The following is a 19,533-nucleotide window of genomic DNA, read 5'->3' as shown; positions in this document are numbered from 1 at the left end:
TTTCCAAGATTTTAAATTGCTATAAATAACCTAACTAACTACAAAACAACCTGCTCTATGTCTAGTTTTCTGTTCTGCATAGCTCGTTCAAATAGCTCAGTAGAAAGAGCTTGTTCGACCGACCAAACGCCCGGTTTTTCCAGTTTTCCTTCTAACATTAATTGAGCTATGCTGCCAGTACCGAGGCCCGTAGCGACTGCTGCACTAGGGTGTATCGCTGTCGAGCAAACTTTAGCGGGTTGACCGTTTTTGAGACCGGTCACTTGCGATCGCACGGCCACACCAACCCCACTAAAACTATTACTAACACTGGTCATCCCATAACTGACGTAGGAGAGAAATTCAATCACAGAGTTATTTTTGAGCCAGCTAGCGGGCCAATACTTGGCAACAAACCAGGTAAGGTGATTGTAAAGGTCGGGAGACGTACCGAATTTAGTCACAACTGATTTGACGGGGAAAGTTTCGGGCAAAGTGATTGCTTCCGGCATATCGAACCAGTAAACGCCTGTGTTGCCGTAGGGTGCGGGAAATTCAATTGTTTCGCGATCGCTGTAGGGTTTTACTTGCTGCCACTTGCGATCGGCCCAAACGTCAAAAGGAGTTTGCAAACCTAAAAAAGTGGTTCTCATGACGGTAACGCCAGCACCGCCAGAACCTCCGACAACATAACTCAAATGGATGTTTTCTGCTTCATCTAATTGCTCCACATCTCGCCGCACCATGCTATTAGACACACCGGGAAAAATCCCCGTGTTAATAATAGCAGTAATTCCAGCATTTTTAGCTGTTTCGCGCAAGTCTAAAGCTCTGCGAGTAAAACTGCGGCTGTCGCTGACATCAGTATAATTAACACCTGCTTCTATGCAAGTTTTCAGTACACTAGCGTCTCGGTAGTGAAAAGGCCCCGCACAGTGAACCACAAGATTAGACTCTGAAACAGCTTTTTGCAGGGCTGCACTGTCCGCTAAATCAAAAGTTTGGTACTGCACCCGATCCGGCGGCAATCCCGGCCCAATAGAGGCTTCAGAGTTGCGTCCGGTAACGGTAATTTCTGCGTCGGTATGGGTAACAAGGTCTTGGGCAACACTGCTGCCAATTCGTCCTCGGCCGCCGACAATCAAAACTCGGTTTGCCATCGCTAAAAAAAGGGTAACGCCACTTCTCAGTCTCTCAACTTGGGGCCGGCGTTTTCATCCGCATAAAGTATGAATTGAGGAGAATGCGAGATGGTGGGGATCGGTGGCTATCGCCCTGATATGCCGATGGGGAGCGACTTCTACCAGGGACTTGCCTGTTCTGCTTTCATTAGAGGTTTGGCTGCGACACTAAGTTTAAAAATGCCTTCCGCGTTAACTTGTTCTTCTAATATTGAGAATTGAGAATTTTATCAATGGAATATGCTCTCGGATGCAAAAATATTTTAACAGATTAGAGGGAACGTGAACCACCGCCAGCGCTCGCGAAAGATGCACCAGATTTAAAAAGGGTAGTCCTGGACGCAGGGGTGGTCAGAAACCGGGTTTTTGCGAAAATACTGTATCCAGACCTTTAAAACTGGTAAAAACCCGGTTTCTTTGGTATTTATGCGTCCAGGACTAAATGGTATTAATAGCGCTCGCAAATCGTTTTCCCTTCACAGGGAATCAACCAGAAAAAATTATCGCACTTGCCAACAGATAAATCAATACAAACAAACAAACGCAGATGTGATTCATCTGCGTCTATCTGCCCTCATCTGCGGTTGCTAAAAATCTTACTTCTCATTACTCCGAAATACCGACTTCCCCTTCGCTTTCAGAGTATTAGCCGCATCTGCTAAAGTCTGCGCGAAAGGCTGCTGCGAGTGCATGAAAACGCGAGCGGTATTGCGTCCCGGCATCCCCGAAATTGAGCCACCCGGATGCGTTCCCGCCCCCGTGAGGAACAAACCGTCGATCGGCGTTTTGTAATTCGCCAACTCCGGCAAAGGACGGAAAAATATCATCTGATCTAGCGTCATATCAACGTGATAATAATTCCCTTTCAAAGCCCCCAAACGCTCTCCCAATTCTGCCGGACTTTCCACGTGGCGCCCTATAATTGAATTTTTGATATTTGGCGCGTATTCTGCTAATTTATCGATGCAGCGATCGGCAACTTTGTTTTTGAGCTCATCCGTCCAACCCGTACCGTGCTGGCCGGTTCCTTCAGCATTTTCGATCTGGTAAGGAGCAAAAAATTCAATCCAAGCCGTATGATGTCCGGGGGGAGCCATTGACGGGTCTAGTACCGTCGGAAACACTACATACATCGATGGATCAGAGTCGGGAATTCTGCCGATTGAAGGCTCGCTGTGAGCAATTTCAACGTGTTTTACCGAGTCTGCAATTAAAACCGAACCAATTAAATATTCGTCCCGATGATTCCAGCGATCGAACTTGGGCATTTCATTGAGAGCTAAGTCTATTTTGAGAATAGTCTCGTTGTTGTTAACAATTTTGCGCTCCAATCTTTCCCGCAAATCCGGGTCGGCACTGTCAACATCGCTGGAGTCCATTAAGTGCAGAAACAAGCGCTTAGCATCAATATTAGAAATGACACCTTTTGTCGCACGGTATTCCGTGCCGTTGGCAACTCGAACTCCCACAGCGCGACCATCATCAACTAATATTTTCTCGACGTGCTGGTCGGTAAGTACCACACCGGAATAACTTTTCACTAAATTGAGCAGCGCTTGCACTAATGCACCCGTCCCACCGCGCGGTCTTGCCATGCCGGGATTGTGTCTCATTGCCAGCATAATTGCGCCTACAGCAAGGGTTTTTTGCGAAGGAGGCGCGCCTAGTTCTGCGGCGAATCTTGCTAGGGGTGCTTTGATAAATTCCTCGTCAAACCACTCGTTGAGAAGGTCTTCAGCGCTGGTGAGCATCGTGCGAACAAAGTCCAGCGTTTTGTCGGGTGAACCGATGACTGACAATAAATCTTTGATTTTTGAAATATCGTAGTTTCCCAGAATATCTACGATCGATTTTGGTGGCGCATTAAACATCGGAACCATTGCCCCTAAAGCCCGCTGCCAAAAGTCTGTATATTCGGCATATTTTTTAGCGTCGCGCTCGTTGTAGCGGGCAATTTCAGCACAAGTTTTTTCAACGGATTTGTGCGCTAAGAAATATTTACCGTCGGGATGCGGACAAAAAGCCACTGGATCGCAGAAAAGATATTCTAAACCGTATTTTTCCAGTTCTAATTCTTCTACAACTGGCCCTAAATGGATAAACTCGTGGTCGATCGCGCACATATTGAATTTAAAATCCGGTAATTCGGGAATGGCCGCTTCAGTAGTTGCTGCGCCCCCGGGAACCGAACGTTTTTCTAACAACAGGACGGTATATCCAGCTTTCAGCAGATAAGATGCACAGACGAGTCCGTTGTGACCTGCGCCTATGATAATGACATCATACGTTTGCATAGATGAAGTTCTAGGGAGAGGATATTTTGCTTATTTTACAAATGTTAACAAGTTGGCTGTCTCTACCAATAGAAATAGATTCATTGTCAGTAAGCCCTTTTAGCATATTACAAAAGAGGGAGCTTTGACAAAATCCTGTTGTGCGATCGCCCTGATTTCTGCTTAAACTTACCGAGCACTCACCCTTCTCCAATTGCGCCAATATTGTACTATATTTAGGCAAATTTATCTGCGTTAAATTAAACAATTTACGCAAAGGAAGTAAGAAGGAAGAAGGAAGAGGAAAGGGGGCATTGGGAATAGGGAAGAGAAACAGTTTTGAGATTGCTTTTTTCCTTGCAAGACGGGGAGTGGAAGGAGTTAAGCCCTAGGAAAAATACTTACTCCACACTCAAAACTGCTAGCCAATTACCTATTAGTACATTGAGACATATTACTTTAGTTGCTGGAGCGCAGCCTCAGCTTTTTGTACACCATCATTGTTGCCTTGCTGGCGGTAAGTGTCGAGGGCTTGTTTAAAAGCTTCAATTGCTTCGGATTTGCGAGCGCGCGCTTTGAGTGCCGTACCCATATTGTAATAAGCTTCTGCCCGGTTTGGATCGAGTCCAATCACTCGCCTAAAAGTGGTAATTGCTCCTAAAAAATCTTGTTTTTTCAGTTGAATTTCCCCGATTCCTGCGTGTGCTTCCACTAAATTCGGTCGTACCGCAATAGCCCGCTGATAAGCTATAAGCGCTCCGTCGAAGTCGTTTTGATCCTGGAGAAGTTCGCCAATTTCTAGCTGCACTTCTGGATTCCGGGGCTCCAATTTTGCAGCTTCTTCAAAAGCTGCTAGCCCTTCGGAAGTATAGCCTGCCCGCAGCAAAGCAGTGCCTAATTTTAACTGGACACCTGCTTGTTTGGGAGCGAGTTCGGCTGCTTGTTGGAGCACGGTGACAGCACTGGCAAAACTTCCCTGCTGGATCAATACTAAACCCATTGAAGAATAAGCTTGCCAACTTTTTGGATCGAGGGCGATCGCCTCTTGGTATGCTTTAAAAGAACCGCTGTAATCTTTTTGCTGAAAGAGTACCACTCCCAGACCGATGCGGGCATTGACATTTTTGCGATCGAGCGCAGCGGCGCGGCGATAAGCTGTGGCGGCTGCGGGGTAGTTTTGTAAATTCGCCATAGCATATCCTAATGCGTATTGGAAGTCCGCATTGTTCGGTTCCAGACCGATCGCTTGTTGGTAAAATTCTACTGAGGCTTCATAGTTGCCTTGACGCGCTTCTAAATAGCCAATACCAGAAAAAATGCGCGGGTTTTCCGTATCTAAACGCGCAGCTTCCTGATAAATGGCGATCGCGCTACTGTAGTCTCCTACATCTACAAACTCGCGCCCTTGTCGCAGCAGAGCATCTAAATTTGAATCATTTTGAGGGTTGACTTGAACGACTGTTTCTGCTGAGAGCGCTATTTGCGGCGCTGTGACAGCGAATCCTGCTATTAGCAACGTAGTGAATACCAAGAGACTTTGTTTGTGCACGGCCATGTGTTTCAAAGAGTATGTGGAATGGAAGAGCGAGTTGCTGTCAGCTTGACAAGCTGACAACTGATGATTTACCAGGAATGTTTGAGTGGCGAGATGTAGTAAATCTACAGAACAAGACCCACTCAAAATTTTCGCGATTGAGGCCAACTGATGATTGTAACAACAACTGATATCATCCAAGGAGCAGAAATTCAATCTTACCTGGGAATTGTAACTGCTGAGGTTGTCTACGGCACCAATGCCCTGCGAGACTTCTTCGCGGGCATTCGCGACATCATCGGCGGGCGCACCGGCAGTTACGAGGAAGTGTTTCTCAAAGGACAGCGAGATGCCCTCGCGGAACTGGAAAAACGGGCCCAGCGCCTCGGCGCCAATGCCGTAATCGGGGTGGAAGTTGACACCGGCACGATTAATGTAGACTCCAGCGGGGCTTTGCTGCTGATTACTGCCGTTGGAACGGCTGTAAGATTGCGTTAAGCTGTATTTTCTGTATACGTCCGCATTTCCTGTATACATCCGGGAACTTTTCCAACGGGATAAAATAGTTATCACTCATGAGTCATCAGTCATCAGTCATTCGCTAATAGCGGGTGGCTGGGGGCGGATGACTTTTTCGTTTCTTTCTTCAGACATAGATACTGGTTATTTCCCCAGGCAGATATAGTTTTTATCAATCTCAGCCACAATCAATGCTTAAGTGAAAGATTGTTAAAAATTAAAGCAACTCTAAGAGGAAAGAAAAACCTATGTCATACGTAAATAGACCTGTAGATAACGTTGGTACCGAACCCGTGGTGGTAAATTCAGTGATGGAATACCACGATCGAGTACGTTGGGGCCCGATTTTTTCGGGTTTGGTAATTGCGATCGCCACACAACTGGTGTTAAGTGCATTGGGCGCTGCGATCGGCTTGAGCAGCATTGCTGGTTCAGGAGCTCCGCGCACTATTTCAGGAGACGTGGGTACCGGCGTCGGAATTTGGTCAATTATCAGTTTGTTAATTAGCTTGGCCGTTGGCGGTTGGGTAACTGCTCGTGCTTGCGGCCCGATGAACCGCAACACAGCGCTTTTGAACGGAGCAATTTTGTGGGCAACCACCTTAACAATCGGCTCTTGGCTGTTAGCAAATGGCGTGGCCGGCACTTTTGGCGTCATAGCTGCGAATGCGGGAGAAGCAATTAATCAAGCGCAGCAAAGCGGCGTCGATTTGCCGAACCAAGCGCCTAACGTAACTGCTCAGGATACTCGCAATATCGCTGGTAATGCTGCGAAAGCTGGTTGGTCATTTTTGTTCGGCTCGCTATTGGGTTTAGTTGCTTCGATGGTAGGAGCATCTGCAGGTGCACGCACTCCCCGGAATTACTCGTAAATGTTTCGTCAGACACGGAAAGTTCATATTCAGGAAAGCACTTTTTTTAAGGTGCTTTTTTGTTATTTTAATTTGGTTTCTCGTTCCCAGGTTGTACCGGGGAACGAGTATAAAAACGAGGAAAACGAGAGAAAGGTGCTGCTAGCGCACCCTATAAATTAAGCGCTGAAGTATTTGGCTGCTGGGTGATAGGTGATAATTGCGGTTGTTGATTGTTCGGGATAAAGTTGTTCGCTTTCATCCATGTACAGGTTGATACGATCGCACTTTAACAATTCCAGTTGCTTATACTGATCCGCCATATTCGGACAAGCAGGATAGCCGAAACTGTACCGCGAACCGCGATATCTTTGCGCCAGCATATCGCGAATGTTGTCCGGTTCCTCGCTACCAAATCCCAATTCCCGCCGAATTCGCGCGTGAGTCCATTCTGCTATTGCTTCCGCTGTCTGTACCGCTAATCCGTGAAAGTAGAGATAGTCGGTATATTGATTGTTAGCAAATAGCTTTTGCGCGTACTCTGTAGCAATTTCTCCCACTGTCGCTACTTGCATCGGAAATACATCGATTTTACCCGATTCTTTGGGCGCAAAGAAGTCGGCAATGCACAGCCGGCGCGCCGATTTTTGGCGGGGAAATGTGAATGTTGCAGCCACAGGCAAGATGCCTGTGCCACTCTCTGTTGCAGCCACAGGCATCTTGCCTGTGCCACTTTCTGTTGCAGCCACAGGCAAGATGCCTGTGCCACTTTCTTTTGTGGGGTGGGCATCTTGCCCGCCACTGATTATTGTTTGCCCGCCACTGATTATTGTTTGCCCGCCACTGATTATTGTTTGCCCGCCACTGATTATTGTTTGCCCGCCATTCATAATTTCCGGATCGTACAAATGCAAAGAATTACCTTCAGCTTGACAGGGAAAATACCCGTAAATTGCTTGCGGCTGCAGTAACTTTTCGGTGATAATTTTGTGTTTCCACTCTTCCAAGATGGGATAAACTTTCTCAGCTAAGAAAGCGTCGTATTCTTCCCGCGATTGGTCTTTGGGCTTGCGGAACTGCCACTGACCCGCAACTAAAGCTTGCAAATCTAAGTGCCAGAAAATCTCCTCAAATGGGATGTCTTCTCCCTGCAACAGTTTCGTTCCCCAGAAAGGAGGAGTCGGGCAATCGATATCTGCAGCAACTGCTTCGGATCGCCTAGTATCTATCACCACAGGAGTGTCTGCTTTCTTAGCCTCTTCTACAGAAATTTCTGGCGCCGCTTTAGCTTCTTTAACCGCCCCATTATCCTGCCCGATCTCATCTAAAAATCCTTGCAAATCTTCCCATTTTCCAGCAGATTTTGCTGGCATGAGTTTGTCCATAAAGTGCAAGTCAGAAAACGCATCTTTGCCATAAATTACTTTACCTTTATAAGTATTTTGGCAGTCTTCATGTACAAACTTGGGAGTCAAAGCCGCGCCGCCCAAAATTACCGGAACCGTGATTCCTTTCTGGTTGAACACTTCCAGATTTTCTTTCATAAATGCGGTGGATTTTACCAGCAAGCCACTCATGGCTATACAGTCGGCTTTGTGCTTTTCGTAGGCTTCGATGATATTATCAACCGACTGTTTAATTCCCAAGTTGATCACTCGGTAGCCGTTGTTTGATAGGATAATATCAACCAAGTTTTTGCCGATATCGTGAACGTCGCCTTTGACAGTAGCGATGATGAATGTGCCTTTGGCGTTGTCCCCGGATTCGGACTTTTCCATGTGCGGTTCTAGATAGGCAACTGCCGCTTTCATTGTTTCTGCTGACTGCAATACAAATGGCAGTTGCATTTGTCCCGAACCGAACAATTCTCCGACTACTTTCATCCCGTCTAGCAAGAAGGTATTGATAATGTGGAGGGGCGGATAGGTTTCTAATGCTTTGGCGAGTTGGATGTCGAGCCCAATGCGTTCGCCGTCGATGATGTGCTGCTTGAGGCGTTCTTCTACCGGGAGGCTTGCGTCTTCTGTACGATCGCGCTTGGTAGTTTTGCCCGCAAACACCGTTGTCAGGTCGCCCAAGGGGTCATAAACGCAAATTTCGCCGTCAAACTCCCGTTCGTCGTAAATCAGTTTACGGCAGATTTCTTGGTGTTTGGGGTCGATTTTCGCCAGGGGCAAAATCTTATTGGCGCTGACAATTGCCGAGTCCATCCCCGCTTGCATTGCTTCGTGCAAAAACATGGAATTCAAAACTTGCCGCGCCGCCGGATTCAAGCCGAAGGAGATGTTAGAAACTCCTAAAATTACGTGACAGCCTGGTAATTCTTGGCGAATGCGGCGGATGGATTCGATGGTGGCTTTGCCGTTTTTTCTGTCTTCTTCAATCCCGGTGGAAATGGGCAATGCTAGGGTGTCAAAAAAGATTTCTTGGGGGGGAATTCCGTAGGCGACGGCGGCGTTATAGGCGCGTTGGGCAATCGCAAATTTTTTGTCTGCGGTTCTCGCCATTCCGTCTTCATCAATCGTCCCGATAACTATGCCCGCGCCGTATTTTTTCGCCAACTCCAAAACTTGATAAAAACGCGGTTCTCCGTCTTCATAGTTAGTGGAATTCAGCAAACATTTGCCGCCCGCAACTTTTAAGCCTGCTTCCATCTTTTCCCATTCTGTGGAATCCAGCATTAAAGGGAGAGTTGCATTTGTCACAACGCGGGAGACTAATTCTTTCATGTCTCGCACGCCGTCGCGGCCGACATAATCCACGTTGACATCGAGAATGTGCGCGCCTTCTCGCACTTGTTCCCTAGCCATTGCTACTAAACCATCCCAGTCTTCGGCGTTTAGCAAATCGCGGCATTTTTTGGAACCGCTGGCGTTGAGTCTTTCGCCGACAATTAAGAAGGAATTCTCTTGTTCGTAGGGTTGGGCGGTGTAAATTGAAGCGGCGGAAGGTTCCCAAGTAATTTCGCGAATTTTGGGTTTAAGAGTTTTGCCAATTTCTGATAGTTCGCGAATGTGATCGTAGCGAGTGCCGCAGCAGCCACCGATGACTTGCACGCCTAAGTCTTCGACAAAGCGCATCAAGGCCATTTTTAATTCTATGGGCGTGAGTTTGTAGTGCGCGTGGCCGCCGATGTTTTCGGGTAAACCGGCGTTGGGAACGCAGGAAACGACGAAGGGTGAATGTTCGGAAAGGTATTTGACGTGTTCGGCCATGCGATCGGGCCCGGTGGCACAATTTAATCCTAAGATATCTATGGGGTACGGCTGCAAAATGGCTAGGGCGGCGCTGATGTCGGAACCGACTAACATTGTGCCGGTGGCTTCCATTGTGACTGATACCATTAACGGAATTCGCGCACCTTTTTTCTTAAATACTTCTTCAATGGCATTTAATGCTGATTTAATTTGCAGCACATCTTGACAAGTTTCGACAATAAATAAGTCAACGCCACCGTCATAAAGTCCTTCTGCTTGTTCGGCAAAAGCGGCGGTGAGTGTGTCGAAATCAATGTGTCCTAATGTTGGCAATTTGGTGCCTGGCCCGATCGATCCTGCGACAAATCTCGGTTTTTCTGCTGTGGAAAATTCGGCGGCGATACCCTTGGCGAGTTCGGCGGCAGTTTTGTTGAGATAATATGCTTTGTCTGCTAAATCATATTCGGCGAGAACGATGGAAGCCCCGCCAAAGGTGTCTGTTTCGATGACATCGGCCCCTGCTTCGAGGAATCCCCGGTGCACGTTGGCGACGGCTTCGGGTTTGGTGTGGACGAGATATTCGTTGCAGCCTTCGTATTCTTTGCCGCCAAAGTCTTCTGCGGTGAGGTTTTGGACTTGCAGGTTGGTTCCCATCGCGCCGTCGAAGACGATGACGGGGCGTGAGGGGTGGTGGAGTCGATCGAGGAATCTGCTATTCATAAGCGGTAAAAAAACGCAGGTGCTATATATTTACAATTTTATCTATTGTGCAATATTGTCAACATTTATGTGACTGTTGGCAAATGGTTAATTAGTGAAGGATTTAATGCGGCTGACAATAGTTCGTAGGCCGGGGCCGGGGCGTAGCCATCGTACCTGTTATTTTACCGATCGCCCTGGATTCTTGTCAAAATGCTGTTGTGGGTGAGGCTGCGGCGGGAAAATCGGCGAGTTGCAAGGGATTTTTTCGCTTAACTGCTGACGATTTTTGCGAAAATGCGATCGCCACAATTCAATGAGTTATATAGCAATCCTAAATGCCTCGTAAATTCTTACCCACCCCAACCCTCTCCGAACCCGCTGGGACTCCGTAATAAATTGACAAATGATGCGAGAATTGCTATATAACTAAAGCATTAAGATTTCTTTCTCATCCTTTTGTGAGACGCTATTTTAGGCAGTCGCTTAATTTCACTTTCGCCTCCTGGAACTTCTAGTTGTTTGATATTTTCTTCTACTTCTTCTATAATTTCTAAATCAACAGTCTCAACCTTGCCCCTGCTGATTTCTTTCTCTTCCTCAATCTCCTCCGCATTCAGTTGATTTGGGATTAACTGCACGTCTAGCCCAGAAGCTTGAACCGACAATTCTTCTATTTTTTCATTAATTTCAACTTCTCCAATCTCTTGCTCAATTTTCGCCGCCACTAAATCTTCCTCGCAAGCAGGAAAATCATCAATTTTTTGACTAATTTCAGTTTCTCTGATTTCCTTATCTACTAGCTGCATGGATAACTGCTGCTTTTCCCTTGACAATTCATCAACCTTAGTTCCAAGCATTCTAATCTGTTCGTTAAGAACGCGAATTTCTCGGTTTTGCTGCTGAATCATTTCTTCGGCATCAGCAATAGTTCGATTTCTCTCTAATATAACCTCATTTTTAGTTTCTAATTCCAAAGCGCTCATGGCCGCTTTAATTACATTATAAAAATGTGGCTTAGATACATCAACTTGTTTAGCATTATGACGACTTTTTCCCAAAAGTCCAATCTTTTGTCCTTGCTTAACAGCCAAAACAAAACCTTGATGATTTTTTATTTTTAATTCTTTGACAAAATCCACTTGAACTAAACTGCAAATATATTTGTGACAGTCAAAATAAAATTCTGCTTTCATCAAAAAGCACCCCTTTCTGCTACAGTCCCGCAGAATTATAGCATGAACAGAGTTTTTGCGGGAAATAAAAAGAAATAAATAATCGATCGCCCATTTGGGTCAAAACTAAATTTCATCATCAACAACATCTTCCGGCAACTCTACCACACCCGCAATCAACTTCCAACAAGGGTCATCTCCCTCCCAATCATCGGGCCGCCAAGGCATACTCAAACTCACTGTTACCAAACAAGCTTTTTGCGGTACATACCCCAATTCTAACTTTCTAATAAACACCGGATCTGTAATTGTTGCAGTCAATCTTTGACCATGCTGCGTGACAATAGATCCTTCCCATTTATTACCACCTTCAAATCTTTGACTTAGCTTTTTTACCGTAAATCTTACTGCTTTGACTAATTGCAAAGTTAGGCGATCGCCTTTTGGCAAAGACTGCATATACTCTACCGTAACATATCGCAAATCGTTGTGTAAAATATATGCTTGACTATTGCAATATTTCAACAAATATGCTGGCGGAACCTTCCCAACTTGCCGCCATTTTCCCGGTAAAACAGAAAGATTTTCACACTCAAACCCAAAGTCTGGCCCCGTCTTCGCCAGAGGAATTTCTAGAACATCTAACAACGCGGGTTCAAGTCTATTTATCTGCCGCATTTCTTTAGGAATCTGACCATCGGGTAAGTCAGAAACTGGACGCACCCACTTACCTTTAACCTCATTAATTCCGGCGATGCACCTGTCGCCGCGTTTCCAGGAATTAGCGAGACAAATTATCCGAGTCATTCGATTTTAGATTTTAGATTTTAGATTTTAGATTTTAGATTCATCCCACAATGATACAGTATTTTCCCTAAATTACAGATGATTAATGGTGACATTTTTCCACTTATCGCTGAGATATTCAGCAACTAAGCGGCGGTGACAATTATGAGGTTTTGGTTCGCTACAAAGCAGACACGCACAGTCCATAATATCCGATGAAACCTTGTGTTCAATTTGTCGATCGCCCATCAACTCCAAAAACTTCTGTTCATAAACATCCCAATCTCCCTTTTTCTTTTTATAATCATCCAAAATATCTTGAGTTGGCGCTAAATCCAGAATGTGAACGTACTCAATATTGCCAATGGTTCGCAAAAAATACTCTAAATCTTTCCGCTTAGCAAAACCCGCCAACTGCGACACATTATTCAGCCGCGTATCTATCACCCTGCGGACTCCCGCTTGCATCAAAATCCCAAAAAACTCCTCCGCACTTTTTTGAGTGAAACCAATTGTAAATAAATTAATTGCTTTCTTTTGTGACATAAGCGATGTCCAACCCGTGACGATAATAAGCTGTTTCTAAATCTACTATTTCCTCTTTAACTTGAGGCTCTAATTCAAACAAGCTTAGCTGAATTGGCTCATTATTTTTTTTGCCTTTGTTAAACTTGCTCAAAAGTCTTTCTTCTAAATGCTGGTGCGATTCTAAATTGCCATCGGAAAGAATGTGATGAATTTGTAAATTAAATTCTCTGAGTTTCTGGCAAACTAAAATAGTCCTATGACAAGTAATCGGGTCTTTTTCCGCACACATTAAACTGATTTTATAATTGGCTGCGCCTTGGATCAACCGCTGAATTCCTTCGGAAAATAGAGGAGTTGCTGCTATGCGATCGTATAAAGCTTTACCGCTAGTATCATAACAGCTTAAATCCTCTGGTCTCGCGCCCAACTCTTTGCCTAAAAAAACATATTGAATGCCAACACTTGACAGAGAAACTTTAATTTCGGATTTATTAAAATGAGGTAAATAGCGGCTAAAAGGATGCGATCGCACGTCCGCAACCGCCGTAATTCCGTGTTGTTGCAGCAGCAAAACAAACGCTTCAATACTCAGATTGGAGTGCCCGATCGTAAATAATTCCATTGCTTCGATCTTACTATTCCGTCTTTGCCTTGCGGATGAAAGTTTGTGTAGCCAAATTCTGGCAACTGGTAGACTTCAAGCTGTAGGTTTCTTTAGCAACTTTTGAATCACAAGTTGCACAGCCAGCAGCATCAAACCCAAAGATGCAAAAGCAAAAACACCCGCACCCAAAGCCACAATCCCCATAACTAAAGTTCTCACAGCCGCGCCAATATTAATCGCAGTCACATTGTCAGAATGAATCGGGGAATTTGCAAAAGTTTGGACGATCGACAAAGTTAGCGCGTACAAAGCAGCCGCAAACCCGCCCGCGATCAGCGAACCCATCACGCACCGCAAAATCGTCGGCGGCGTGGAAGATGCAGAGGTTGCATCTTCAGCCGAACTCAGAGGTTTAGAAGTAGAATTTGGATTAGTTAAATCAGTCATGGCGATTTTAGATTTTAGATTTTAGATTTTAGATTTCTGGTTAATTCACCAAAACTAAAATCGGTGTTGCATGACATATTATCAGTTCTTCGATCTCAATAGACTCTGCGAAAAGTTAGATTAATCTTTACCCTCGCCTGTTAGACAGGTTTAACGGGCGATGGCGATCGCACCCTCTTCGAGTTACACCCTCGAAATCGGCGGTTTCGTCTCGTTTCCCTGCGAAAAAATCTGAATTCCAGTATTGCTAAACGGTGCTACCCAAAAATCCAAATCTGGAGAAGCGATCGCACTTTTAACCCGTTCCACAACCTGCTGAGCCTGCTCTGAAGACTCCGCCAGCGCAAACACCGTCGGCCCGGAACCCGACATCATCGTTCCCAAAACCCCCGCCGACTCAAAAGCCTCCCGCAACTGCAACACCTGCGGGTACACAGGTAAAGCAACTTTTTCTAAATCGTTGTGCAGCAATTGACCAATTTTCGATCGATCTTTTTGGGCGATCGCCCCCACCATCGGGCCCGAATGCAGCCGTTGCCGACGGCACTCCAAATCTTCCGCTGCACAATAGGAACTACTGAACTGCTGGCGATAAGTTTGATACGCCCATGCCGTAGAAATACTGAGATTCCGGTACTTGGCCAACACCACAGAAAAGCCACCCAAATCAGGCAGCGGCGACAGTTTATCCCCGCGACCAGTTGCCAAAGCCGTACCTCCCGCAATGCAAAAAGGCACATCCGAACCCAAAGTTCCCCCCAACTCTTGCAACTCCGACTGAGTAAGTCCCAATTGCCACAGCAAATCCATCCCGACTAAAACCGCCGCCGCATTGGCCGAACCGCCGGCAAGCCCCGCCGCCACAGGAATCTGCTTGTGAATGGCAATCTCGACTCCGCCGTATTTCGCCAAAGCATCGGGGAATTGCTTCGCCAACAAATCGGCCGCCCGGTAGGCCAAGTTATTCTTATCAGGAGGGACTTGCGGGTGATCGCAGCGCACGCGAATCGTGTCCGTACCGATCGCGCGTAAGTCAATTCGATCGGCTAAATCTATGCTTTGAAGTACCATCGCCAGTTCGTGATATCCGTCGGGGCGATCGCCTATGATTTCCAGATACAGATTGATTTTTGCTGAAGCTAGCAGAGAATATGAACGCATAGGTGATTAAGCCGCAGGTGAAAGAAACCCCTGGTTGAAATTAATTGACACCAGTCAGAGTCCATTTTCTCACAACTCAAAGGAAATATTATGCAGGAAATGTGGAAAACTTTTTTTACTTCCGGGCCATTTATTCCTCACGGCCACTGCTATCTCTGGCATACCCCGTTAGTCTGGCTTCACCTTACCTCAGATTCTATCATTGCACTCGCGTATTTTTCGATTCCAATTACATTGGTTTATTTTATTTCCAAACGCGAAGATTTGCCATTTAATTGGATCTTTGCCCTGTTTGGAGCCTTTATCGTCGCCTGTGGCATCACTCACATATTTGAACTCTGGACACTTTGGCATCCTACCTATTGGCTTTCAGGAACAATGAAAGCAATTACTGCCCTTATTTCCTTTGCTACAGCCATACTTTTGGTAGACTTAATGCCTCAAGCCCTAGCACTTCCCAGTCCCGCACAGTTAGAATCCGCCAACAGACTCCTAGAAGCTGAAATTGTCGATCGCCAATTAGCCGAAGCTGCACTAAAAATAGCTAAAGAAGAATTAGAAATTCGAGTTGAGGAACGCACCGCAGAGTTAAAGACTCAAGCTCAACATTTAGCCTTGGCCAACCGACTCCTAGAAGCTGAAATTGTCGATCGCCAATTAGCCGAAGCTGCACTAAAAAAAGCTAAAGAAGAATTAGAAATTCGAGTTGAGGAACGCACCGCAGAGTTAAAGTCTCAAACTCAACAGCTCGAACAAGCCTTGTCTGAATTGAAGCAGGCTCAATCAAAGCTAATTCCTAGCGAAAAAATGTCATCTTTAGGGCAATTGGTCGCTGGGGTTGCTCATGAAATCAACAATCCGATTAACTTTATTTACGCGAATGTTACTCACGCTCGCGAGTATGCCGATAGTTTGCTAGAATTGGTGAATATCTATCAAAAACAGTATCCGAATCCCTTACCCACACTTAAAGAAAAACTCCAGTCTGTAGATTTAGATTTTATTATCTATGATCTACCAAAAATATTAATTTCTATGAAAAACGGGGCCGAGCGCATTCTCGGTATTGTCAAGTCGCTGCGAGTTTTTTCGCGCCATGACGAAGCCGATATGAAATTAGCCGATGTTCACGAAGGAATTGACAGCACACTGATGATTTTGCAAAGCAGATTGAATGCTAAGCCCGGTTTGGCGAATATTCAAGTTATCAAACAATATGGCAATTTACCCCGAATCGAGTGCTACCCCGGACAGCTAAATCAAGTGTTTATGAATATCCTGGCTAATGCTATTGATGCTTTAGAAGAGGACAGCCACAGCGAGTCGATTGCAGCCAATGAAGCTGATAGCCGCCTCATCAAAATTTCTACCCAACTTTCAGACAGTGAATTGGTAGAAATCCGAATTAGCAACAACGGGCCAGAAATAATCGAATCGGTGAAAAACCAGTTATTCAATCCATTTTTTACCACTAAACCAGTAGGCAAAGGCACGGGATTAGGATTATCTATTGGCTATCAAATTATCACAATAAGGCATAAAGGCGAATTGCAGTGTATTTCTGCACCGGGGAAAGGTGCAGAATTTATTATTCAAATTCCGATTAGCCTACAATAAGCCTTTAAAAATTTCCATAAAACCTAAATTCAACTATTAGTATTCAGACCAAAAAATACTTAAGAAATACCCCGATATCCGAATTATTTAAGCATTCGGGTATCTAACACAATCCTGAACTTCAAACCTCGCACATAAGATTATTGCTCAACTTTACCCATTGCTCCACGCTTAAATCTTCAGCGCGAGATTGAGGATTTATCTGTAACTCTTCTAGCAATTGAACGAGTTTATCTAAATCCACAGCCCCTTTCAAATTATTTCGCAGCATCTTGCGCTTGCTACCAAATCCCAACTTAACTAAATTCTCCAAATAGCGCGGATTAACCGCCGGAGTTTCTATCTGTCTGGGAAGCAGCCGCACCACGGCAGAATCGACTTTTGGCGGCGGAAAAAAGTCTTTAGACGGCACATCGCAAATTAACTCGCATTCTGCTAAATACTGCACCCGCACCGACAGCGCGCCAAAAGCTGTCGAACCCGGTTTAGCGTAAAGCCTTTGGGCCACTTCTTTCTGCACTAACAGCACGATCGCATCGAAGGGTTTAGCAGCAGGAACAGAGATTGTTCCCAGCAGTTTTTGCAGAATCGGGCCGGTAATATTATAAGGGATATTGGCAACAACTTTATTGGGATTTTGGAATTTGGGAAAGGCTGTTAGTTCAGCCTCTAAGTCCATTTCCAGGATGTCGCCTTGCAGCAATAAAAAATTGTCGGTTTTGCCGAGTTGTTTGGCTAGCTTGAGACACAAATCTCGATCGATCTCCACAGCAACAACAGACTCAGCCGCAGGTAGCAAGCGTCGAGTCAAAATCCCCGTGCCCGGCCCAATTTCCAGGACGCGATCGCCATCCAAAGAAGCCGCTTTCACAATCTTATCTAAGGCTTTCTCGCTTTTGAGCCAATGTTGAGCAAACTGTTTCCGGGGTCTGGTCGATCGCATTTTTTGAATTTTTGGAGAAATCTTAGCCTGTCATTCTATCACAGGTCTATATCTTTTCCTAACCTACGGTCATGTTTATTTTTGTTAACAGGGGTTGAATTAACCAAAAAACTTGGGCACTATAATAAGGACAAACGATAAAAAATAAATTTATTTCTTCCCAATTACCAACAGCACAACACGTAAGTCACGGAGACACGGATAGCTGTTTTTCCAAATAACCAATAACAAATATAGCAATTTTTGCAGGAGTCGTAATTTTTTTACCCCACCCCAACCCTCCCCTTATCAAGGGGAGGGAGTAAGAAATTTACAAATGATTTAGGATTGCTATAACCAATAACAAATAACCAACAACCAATTACCACTTCCCCAAAAATGAAATTCCAACGAGTATTTGGTACATTACCCAAAACCACAGCCAGCGCCCCCGGCCGAGTAAACCTGCTGGGCGAACACACAGACTACAACGATGGATTTGTACTTCCAACTGCGATTCCCCAGCGCACCACAGTACAAATCGGTTTCAGCAGCGACGATCGCCACCATTTTTATTCAGCAGAATATGACGAACTGATAAATTATTCAGACGACGATACCATACCGCAAAAATTTGTCACTTATATCTGTGGCTGCCTCAGACTTTTAGAAAAAGAAGGATACAAAATACCGCCAATAAATCTCTACATTACCTCGACTGTGCCGATCGGAGCCGGTTTGTCCAGCAGCGCCGCTTTAGAAATAGCAACCCTCAGAGGAGTGCGCGCCCTGCTGAACCTCCCCATAGACGACGTGCGCCTAGCTCAAATCGGACAGCTAGCCGAAATCCGATATGCCGGCTTGAACTGTGGGATCATGGATCAAATGGCGTCGAGTTTAGCAGACACCAACACCATGCTATTAATCGACACCCGCAGCCTCGAATGCCGCCCGATACCTTTTCCCGCAAACACAGAAATTTTAATAATTGACAGTGGCGAAAGCCACCAACTAGCAGCCGGAAGCGGCTACAACCAGCGGCGCGCCGAGTGTGAGGAATCCGCCCGGATATTGGGAGTTAAAGCTCTTAGGGATATAACCGATCCCCAAGCTGTCGAAGTATTACCGGAACCTCTGAGAAGACGAGCGCGCCACGTCGTTACCGAAAACAACCGCGTGCTAGAAGCAGTAAAATCTTTGTCAGCCAAACGTTTTGGCGAGTTAATGAATGCTTCCCACGCCAGTCAGCGCGACGACTACGAAGTTTCGGTGCCGGCAGTAGACACGCTGGCGGCCATCTTGCAGTCAATCCCCGGAGTCTTCGGCGCAAGGCTGACGGGCGGAGGTTTTGGCGGTGCTTGCGTAGCCTTGGTGGAGAGTGGGAAAGCGGGTGTTATTGCATCCGAGGCGATCGATCGCTACCAGCGCGCGGGTTATAGCGGCCGCGTTTTGGTTCCCGAAATTCCAGTTAATTCTTAACTCCAGAACTATCTCCCGGTAGGGAAGGCCACCGCACAGTCACGATTACCGAATCCTCCTCCGCAGACCAATAATGAGGCACTCCCGGCCGCCAGAGAGCATAATCTCCTTCGCGAGACAGCAAGATTTCTTGCTCTGGAAATTGCAGGCGAAACCGGCCTTTTACCAGGATAGAAAGCGTCGTGGCTTGTGCATTTACCGCCCACTGAGTCCTACAATCTCCGGCGGGGTGAGTGCCCCATTTTACCTCTAATACAGAAGTCGATCGCGGGTCATCTTCCGGCGTCATAAAGTGACCCGCAAACCAACCGCCCCGACTTGCACCTTCAGCGCCCGCATTTCCGAAAATCACTTGAGATGACATCAGCTAATCCGGTAAACAACAAATAGCTTGAGAGCACCAACTCTACGTTTTGTACTCAAGGACATCCCGCACGATCGCTCGTGTCGTAGGGACACTCCAAGAGTCCAGAGGTGTCAACTTAACGTACAACCGATAGTCCCACAGTCCGACAGGGGTTGAAACCCCTGCCTCAAAGCTAAAGTCGTCTGAAGACGACTAATGAGTTTTTCAGTCCTCT

At 45.9% G+C, this 19,533-nt stretch carries 16 protein-coding genes; 4 read left to right on the top strand and 12 right to left on the bottom strand.

Features of this window, described 5'->3' with window-relative positions; translation table 11 throughout:
• Positions 1-38 precede the first annotated feature (38 nt).
• From QUB39_RS26310 to QUB39_RS26300, 3 genes are all read right to left on the bottom strand, one after another.
• Positions 39-1,139 carry a saccharopine dehydrogenase NADP-binding domain-containing protein gene (locus QUB39_RS26310; protein WP_333056740.1) on the bottom strand — a complete coding sequence of 367 codons (1,101 nt, stop codon included), beginning with the start codon at positions 1,137-1,139 and terminating at the stop codon, positions 39-41.
• Between the two features lie 617 nt (positions 1,140-1,756).
• Positions 1,757-3,454, bottom strand: a complete 1,698-nt coding sequence (gene crtO, locus QUB39_RS26305; protein WP_333056737.1) for a beta-carotene ketolase CrtO — start codon at positions 3,452-3,454, stop codon at positions 1,757-1,759.
• A gap of 433 nt (positions 3,455-3,887) precedes the next feature.
• Positions 3,888-4,988, bottom strand: coding sequence for a tetratricopeptide repeat protein (locus QUB39_RS26300; RefSeq protein WP_333279110.1), 1,101 nt, complete (start codon positions 4,986-4,988; stop codon positions 3,888-3,890).
• A gap of 150 nt (positions 4,989-5,138) precedes the next feature.
• Here QUB39_RS26300 and QUB39_RS26295 point away from each other — a divergent pair, with 150 nt between their 5' ends.
• On the top strand, positions 5,139-5,465 hold the full coding sequence (locus tag QUB39_RS26295) for a YbjQ family protein (RefSeq protein WP_172184303.1): 327 nt from the start codon (positions 5,139-5,141) through the stop codon (positions 5,463-5,465).
• A gap of 269 nt (positions 5,466-5,734) precedes the next feature.
• Positions 5,735-6,358 (top strand): hypothetical protein, encoded by a 624-nt coding sequence (locus tag QUB39_RS26290; RefSeq protein ID WP_333056735.1) that lies wholly within the window; start codon positions 5,735-5,737, stop codon positions 6,356-6,358.
• A gap of 158 nt (positions 6,359-6,516) precedes the next feature.
• Here the strand turns inward: QUB39_RS26290 and metH are convergent, their stop codons facing one another.
• The 7 genes from metH to ispE all read right to left on the bottom strand — a co-directional run bounded on the left by metH (position 6,517) and on the right by ispE (position 14,934).
• Complete coding sequence (metH, locus tag QUB39_RS26285; protein WP_333270846.1) at positions 6,517-10,254, bottom strand: methionine synthase; 3,738 nt, start codon at positions 10,252-10,254, stop codon at positions 6,517-6,519.
• A 416-nt stretch (positions 10,255-10,670) separates the two neighbouring features.
• Positions 10,671-11,375 (bottom strand): hypothetical protein, encoded by a 705-nt coding sequence (locus tag QUB39_RS26280; RefSeq protein WP_333209800.1) that lies wholly within the window; start codon positions 11,373-11,375, stop codon positions 10,671-10,673.
• 159 nt (positions 11,376-11,534) lie between these two features.
• The gene (locus QUB39_RS26275; RefSeq protein ID WP_333231431.1) at positions 11,535-12,215 is read right to left on the bottom strand and encodes a dual OB domain-containing protein; all 681 of its coding nucleotides are present in this window, start codon (positions 12,213-12,215) and stop codon (positions 11,535-11,537) included.
• A gap of 72 nt (positions 12,216-12,287) precedes the next feature.
• Positions 12,288-12,740 (bottom strand): DUF488 domain-containing protein, encoded by a 453-nt coding sequence (locus QUB39_RS26270; RefSeq protein WP_333209796.1) that lies wholly within the window; start codon positions 12,738-12,740, stop codon positions 12,288-12,290.
• Complete coding sequence (locus QUB39_RS26265) at positions 12,718-13,344, bottom strand: DUF488 domain-containing protein (protein ID WP_333209794.1); 627 nt, start codon at positions 13,342-13,344, stop codon at positions 12,718-12,720. The genes QUB39_RS26270 and QUB39_RS26265 overlap by 23 nt, the downstream gene beginning before the upstream one ends.
• A gap of 75 nt (positions 13,345-13,419) precedes the next feature.
• Complete coding sequence (locus QUB39_RS26260; RefSeq protein ID WP_333056726.1) at positions 13,420-13,773, bottom strand: DUF3082 domain-containing protein; 354 nt, start codon at positions 13,771-13,773, stop codon at positions 13,420-13,422.
• A gap of 183 nt (positions 13,774-13,956) precedes the next feature.
• Entirely contained in the window at positions 13,957-14,934 is a 978-nt protein-coding gene (ispE, locus tag QUB39_RS26255; RefSeq protein ID WP_333259093.1) for a 4-(cytidine 5'-diphospho)-2-C-methyl-D-erythritol kinase, read from the bottom strand.
• Between the two features lie 90 nt (positions 14,935-15,024).
• On the opposite strand from ispE, the gene QUB39_RS26250 reads away from it, so the two are divergent.
• Positions 15,025-16,551 carry an ATP-binding protein gene (locus QUB39_RS26250; protein ID WP_333231428.1) on the top strand — a complete coding sequence of 509 codons (1,527 nt, stop codon included), beginning with the start codon at positions 15,025-15,027 and terminating at the stop codon, positions 16,549-16,551.
• 121 nt (positions 16,552-16,672) lie between these two features.
• Here the strand turns inward: QUB39_RS26250 and rsmA are convergent, their stop codons facing one another.
• Positions 16,673-17,494: a 16S rRNA (adenine(1518)-N(6)/adenine(1519)-N(6))-dimethyltransferase RsmA gene (rsmA, locus tag QUB39_RS26245; RefSeq protein WP_333209787.1), complete on the bottom strand. Its 822-nt coding sequence runs from the start codon at positions 17,492-17,494 to the stop codon at positions 16,673-16,675.
• A 378-nt stretch (positions 17,495-17,872) separates the two neighbouring features.
• Here rsmA and galK point away from each other — a divergent pair, with 378 nt between their 5' ends.
• Positions 17,873-18,952, top strand: a complete 1,080-nt coding sequence (gene galK, locus QUB39_RS26240; RefSeq protein ID WP_333056721.1) for a galactokinase — start codon at positions 17,873-17,875, stop codon at positions 18,950-18,952.
• On the opposite strand, the gene QUB39_RS26235 is transcribed toward galK, so the two are convergent.
• Positions 18,942-19,316, bottom strand: a complete 375-nt coding sequence (locus QUB39_RS26235) for a signal peptidase I (RefSeq protein ID WP_333056720.1) — start codon at positions 19,314-19,316, stop codon at positions 18,942-18,944. The genes galK and QUB39_RS26235 overlap by 11 nt on opposite strands.
• Positions 19,317-19,533 lie beyond the last annotated feature (217 nt).

The sequence above is a fragment of the Microcoleus sp. AT8-B5 genome (assembly GCF_036705565.1).
Classification (GTDB): domain Bacteria; phylum Cyanobacteriota; class Cyanobacteriia; order Cyanobacteriales; family Microcoleaceae; genus Microcoleus.
The sequence above is the reverse complement of the archived record's forward strand: the minus strand, read 5'-3'. Positions and strand labels throughout refer to the sequence as shown.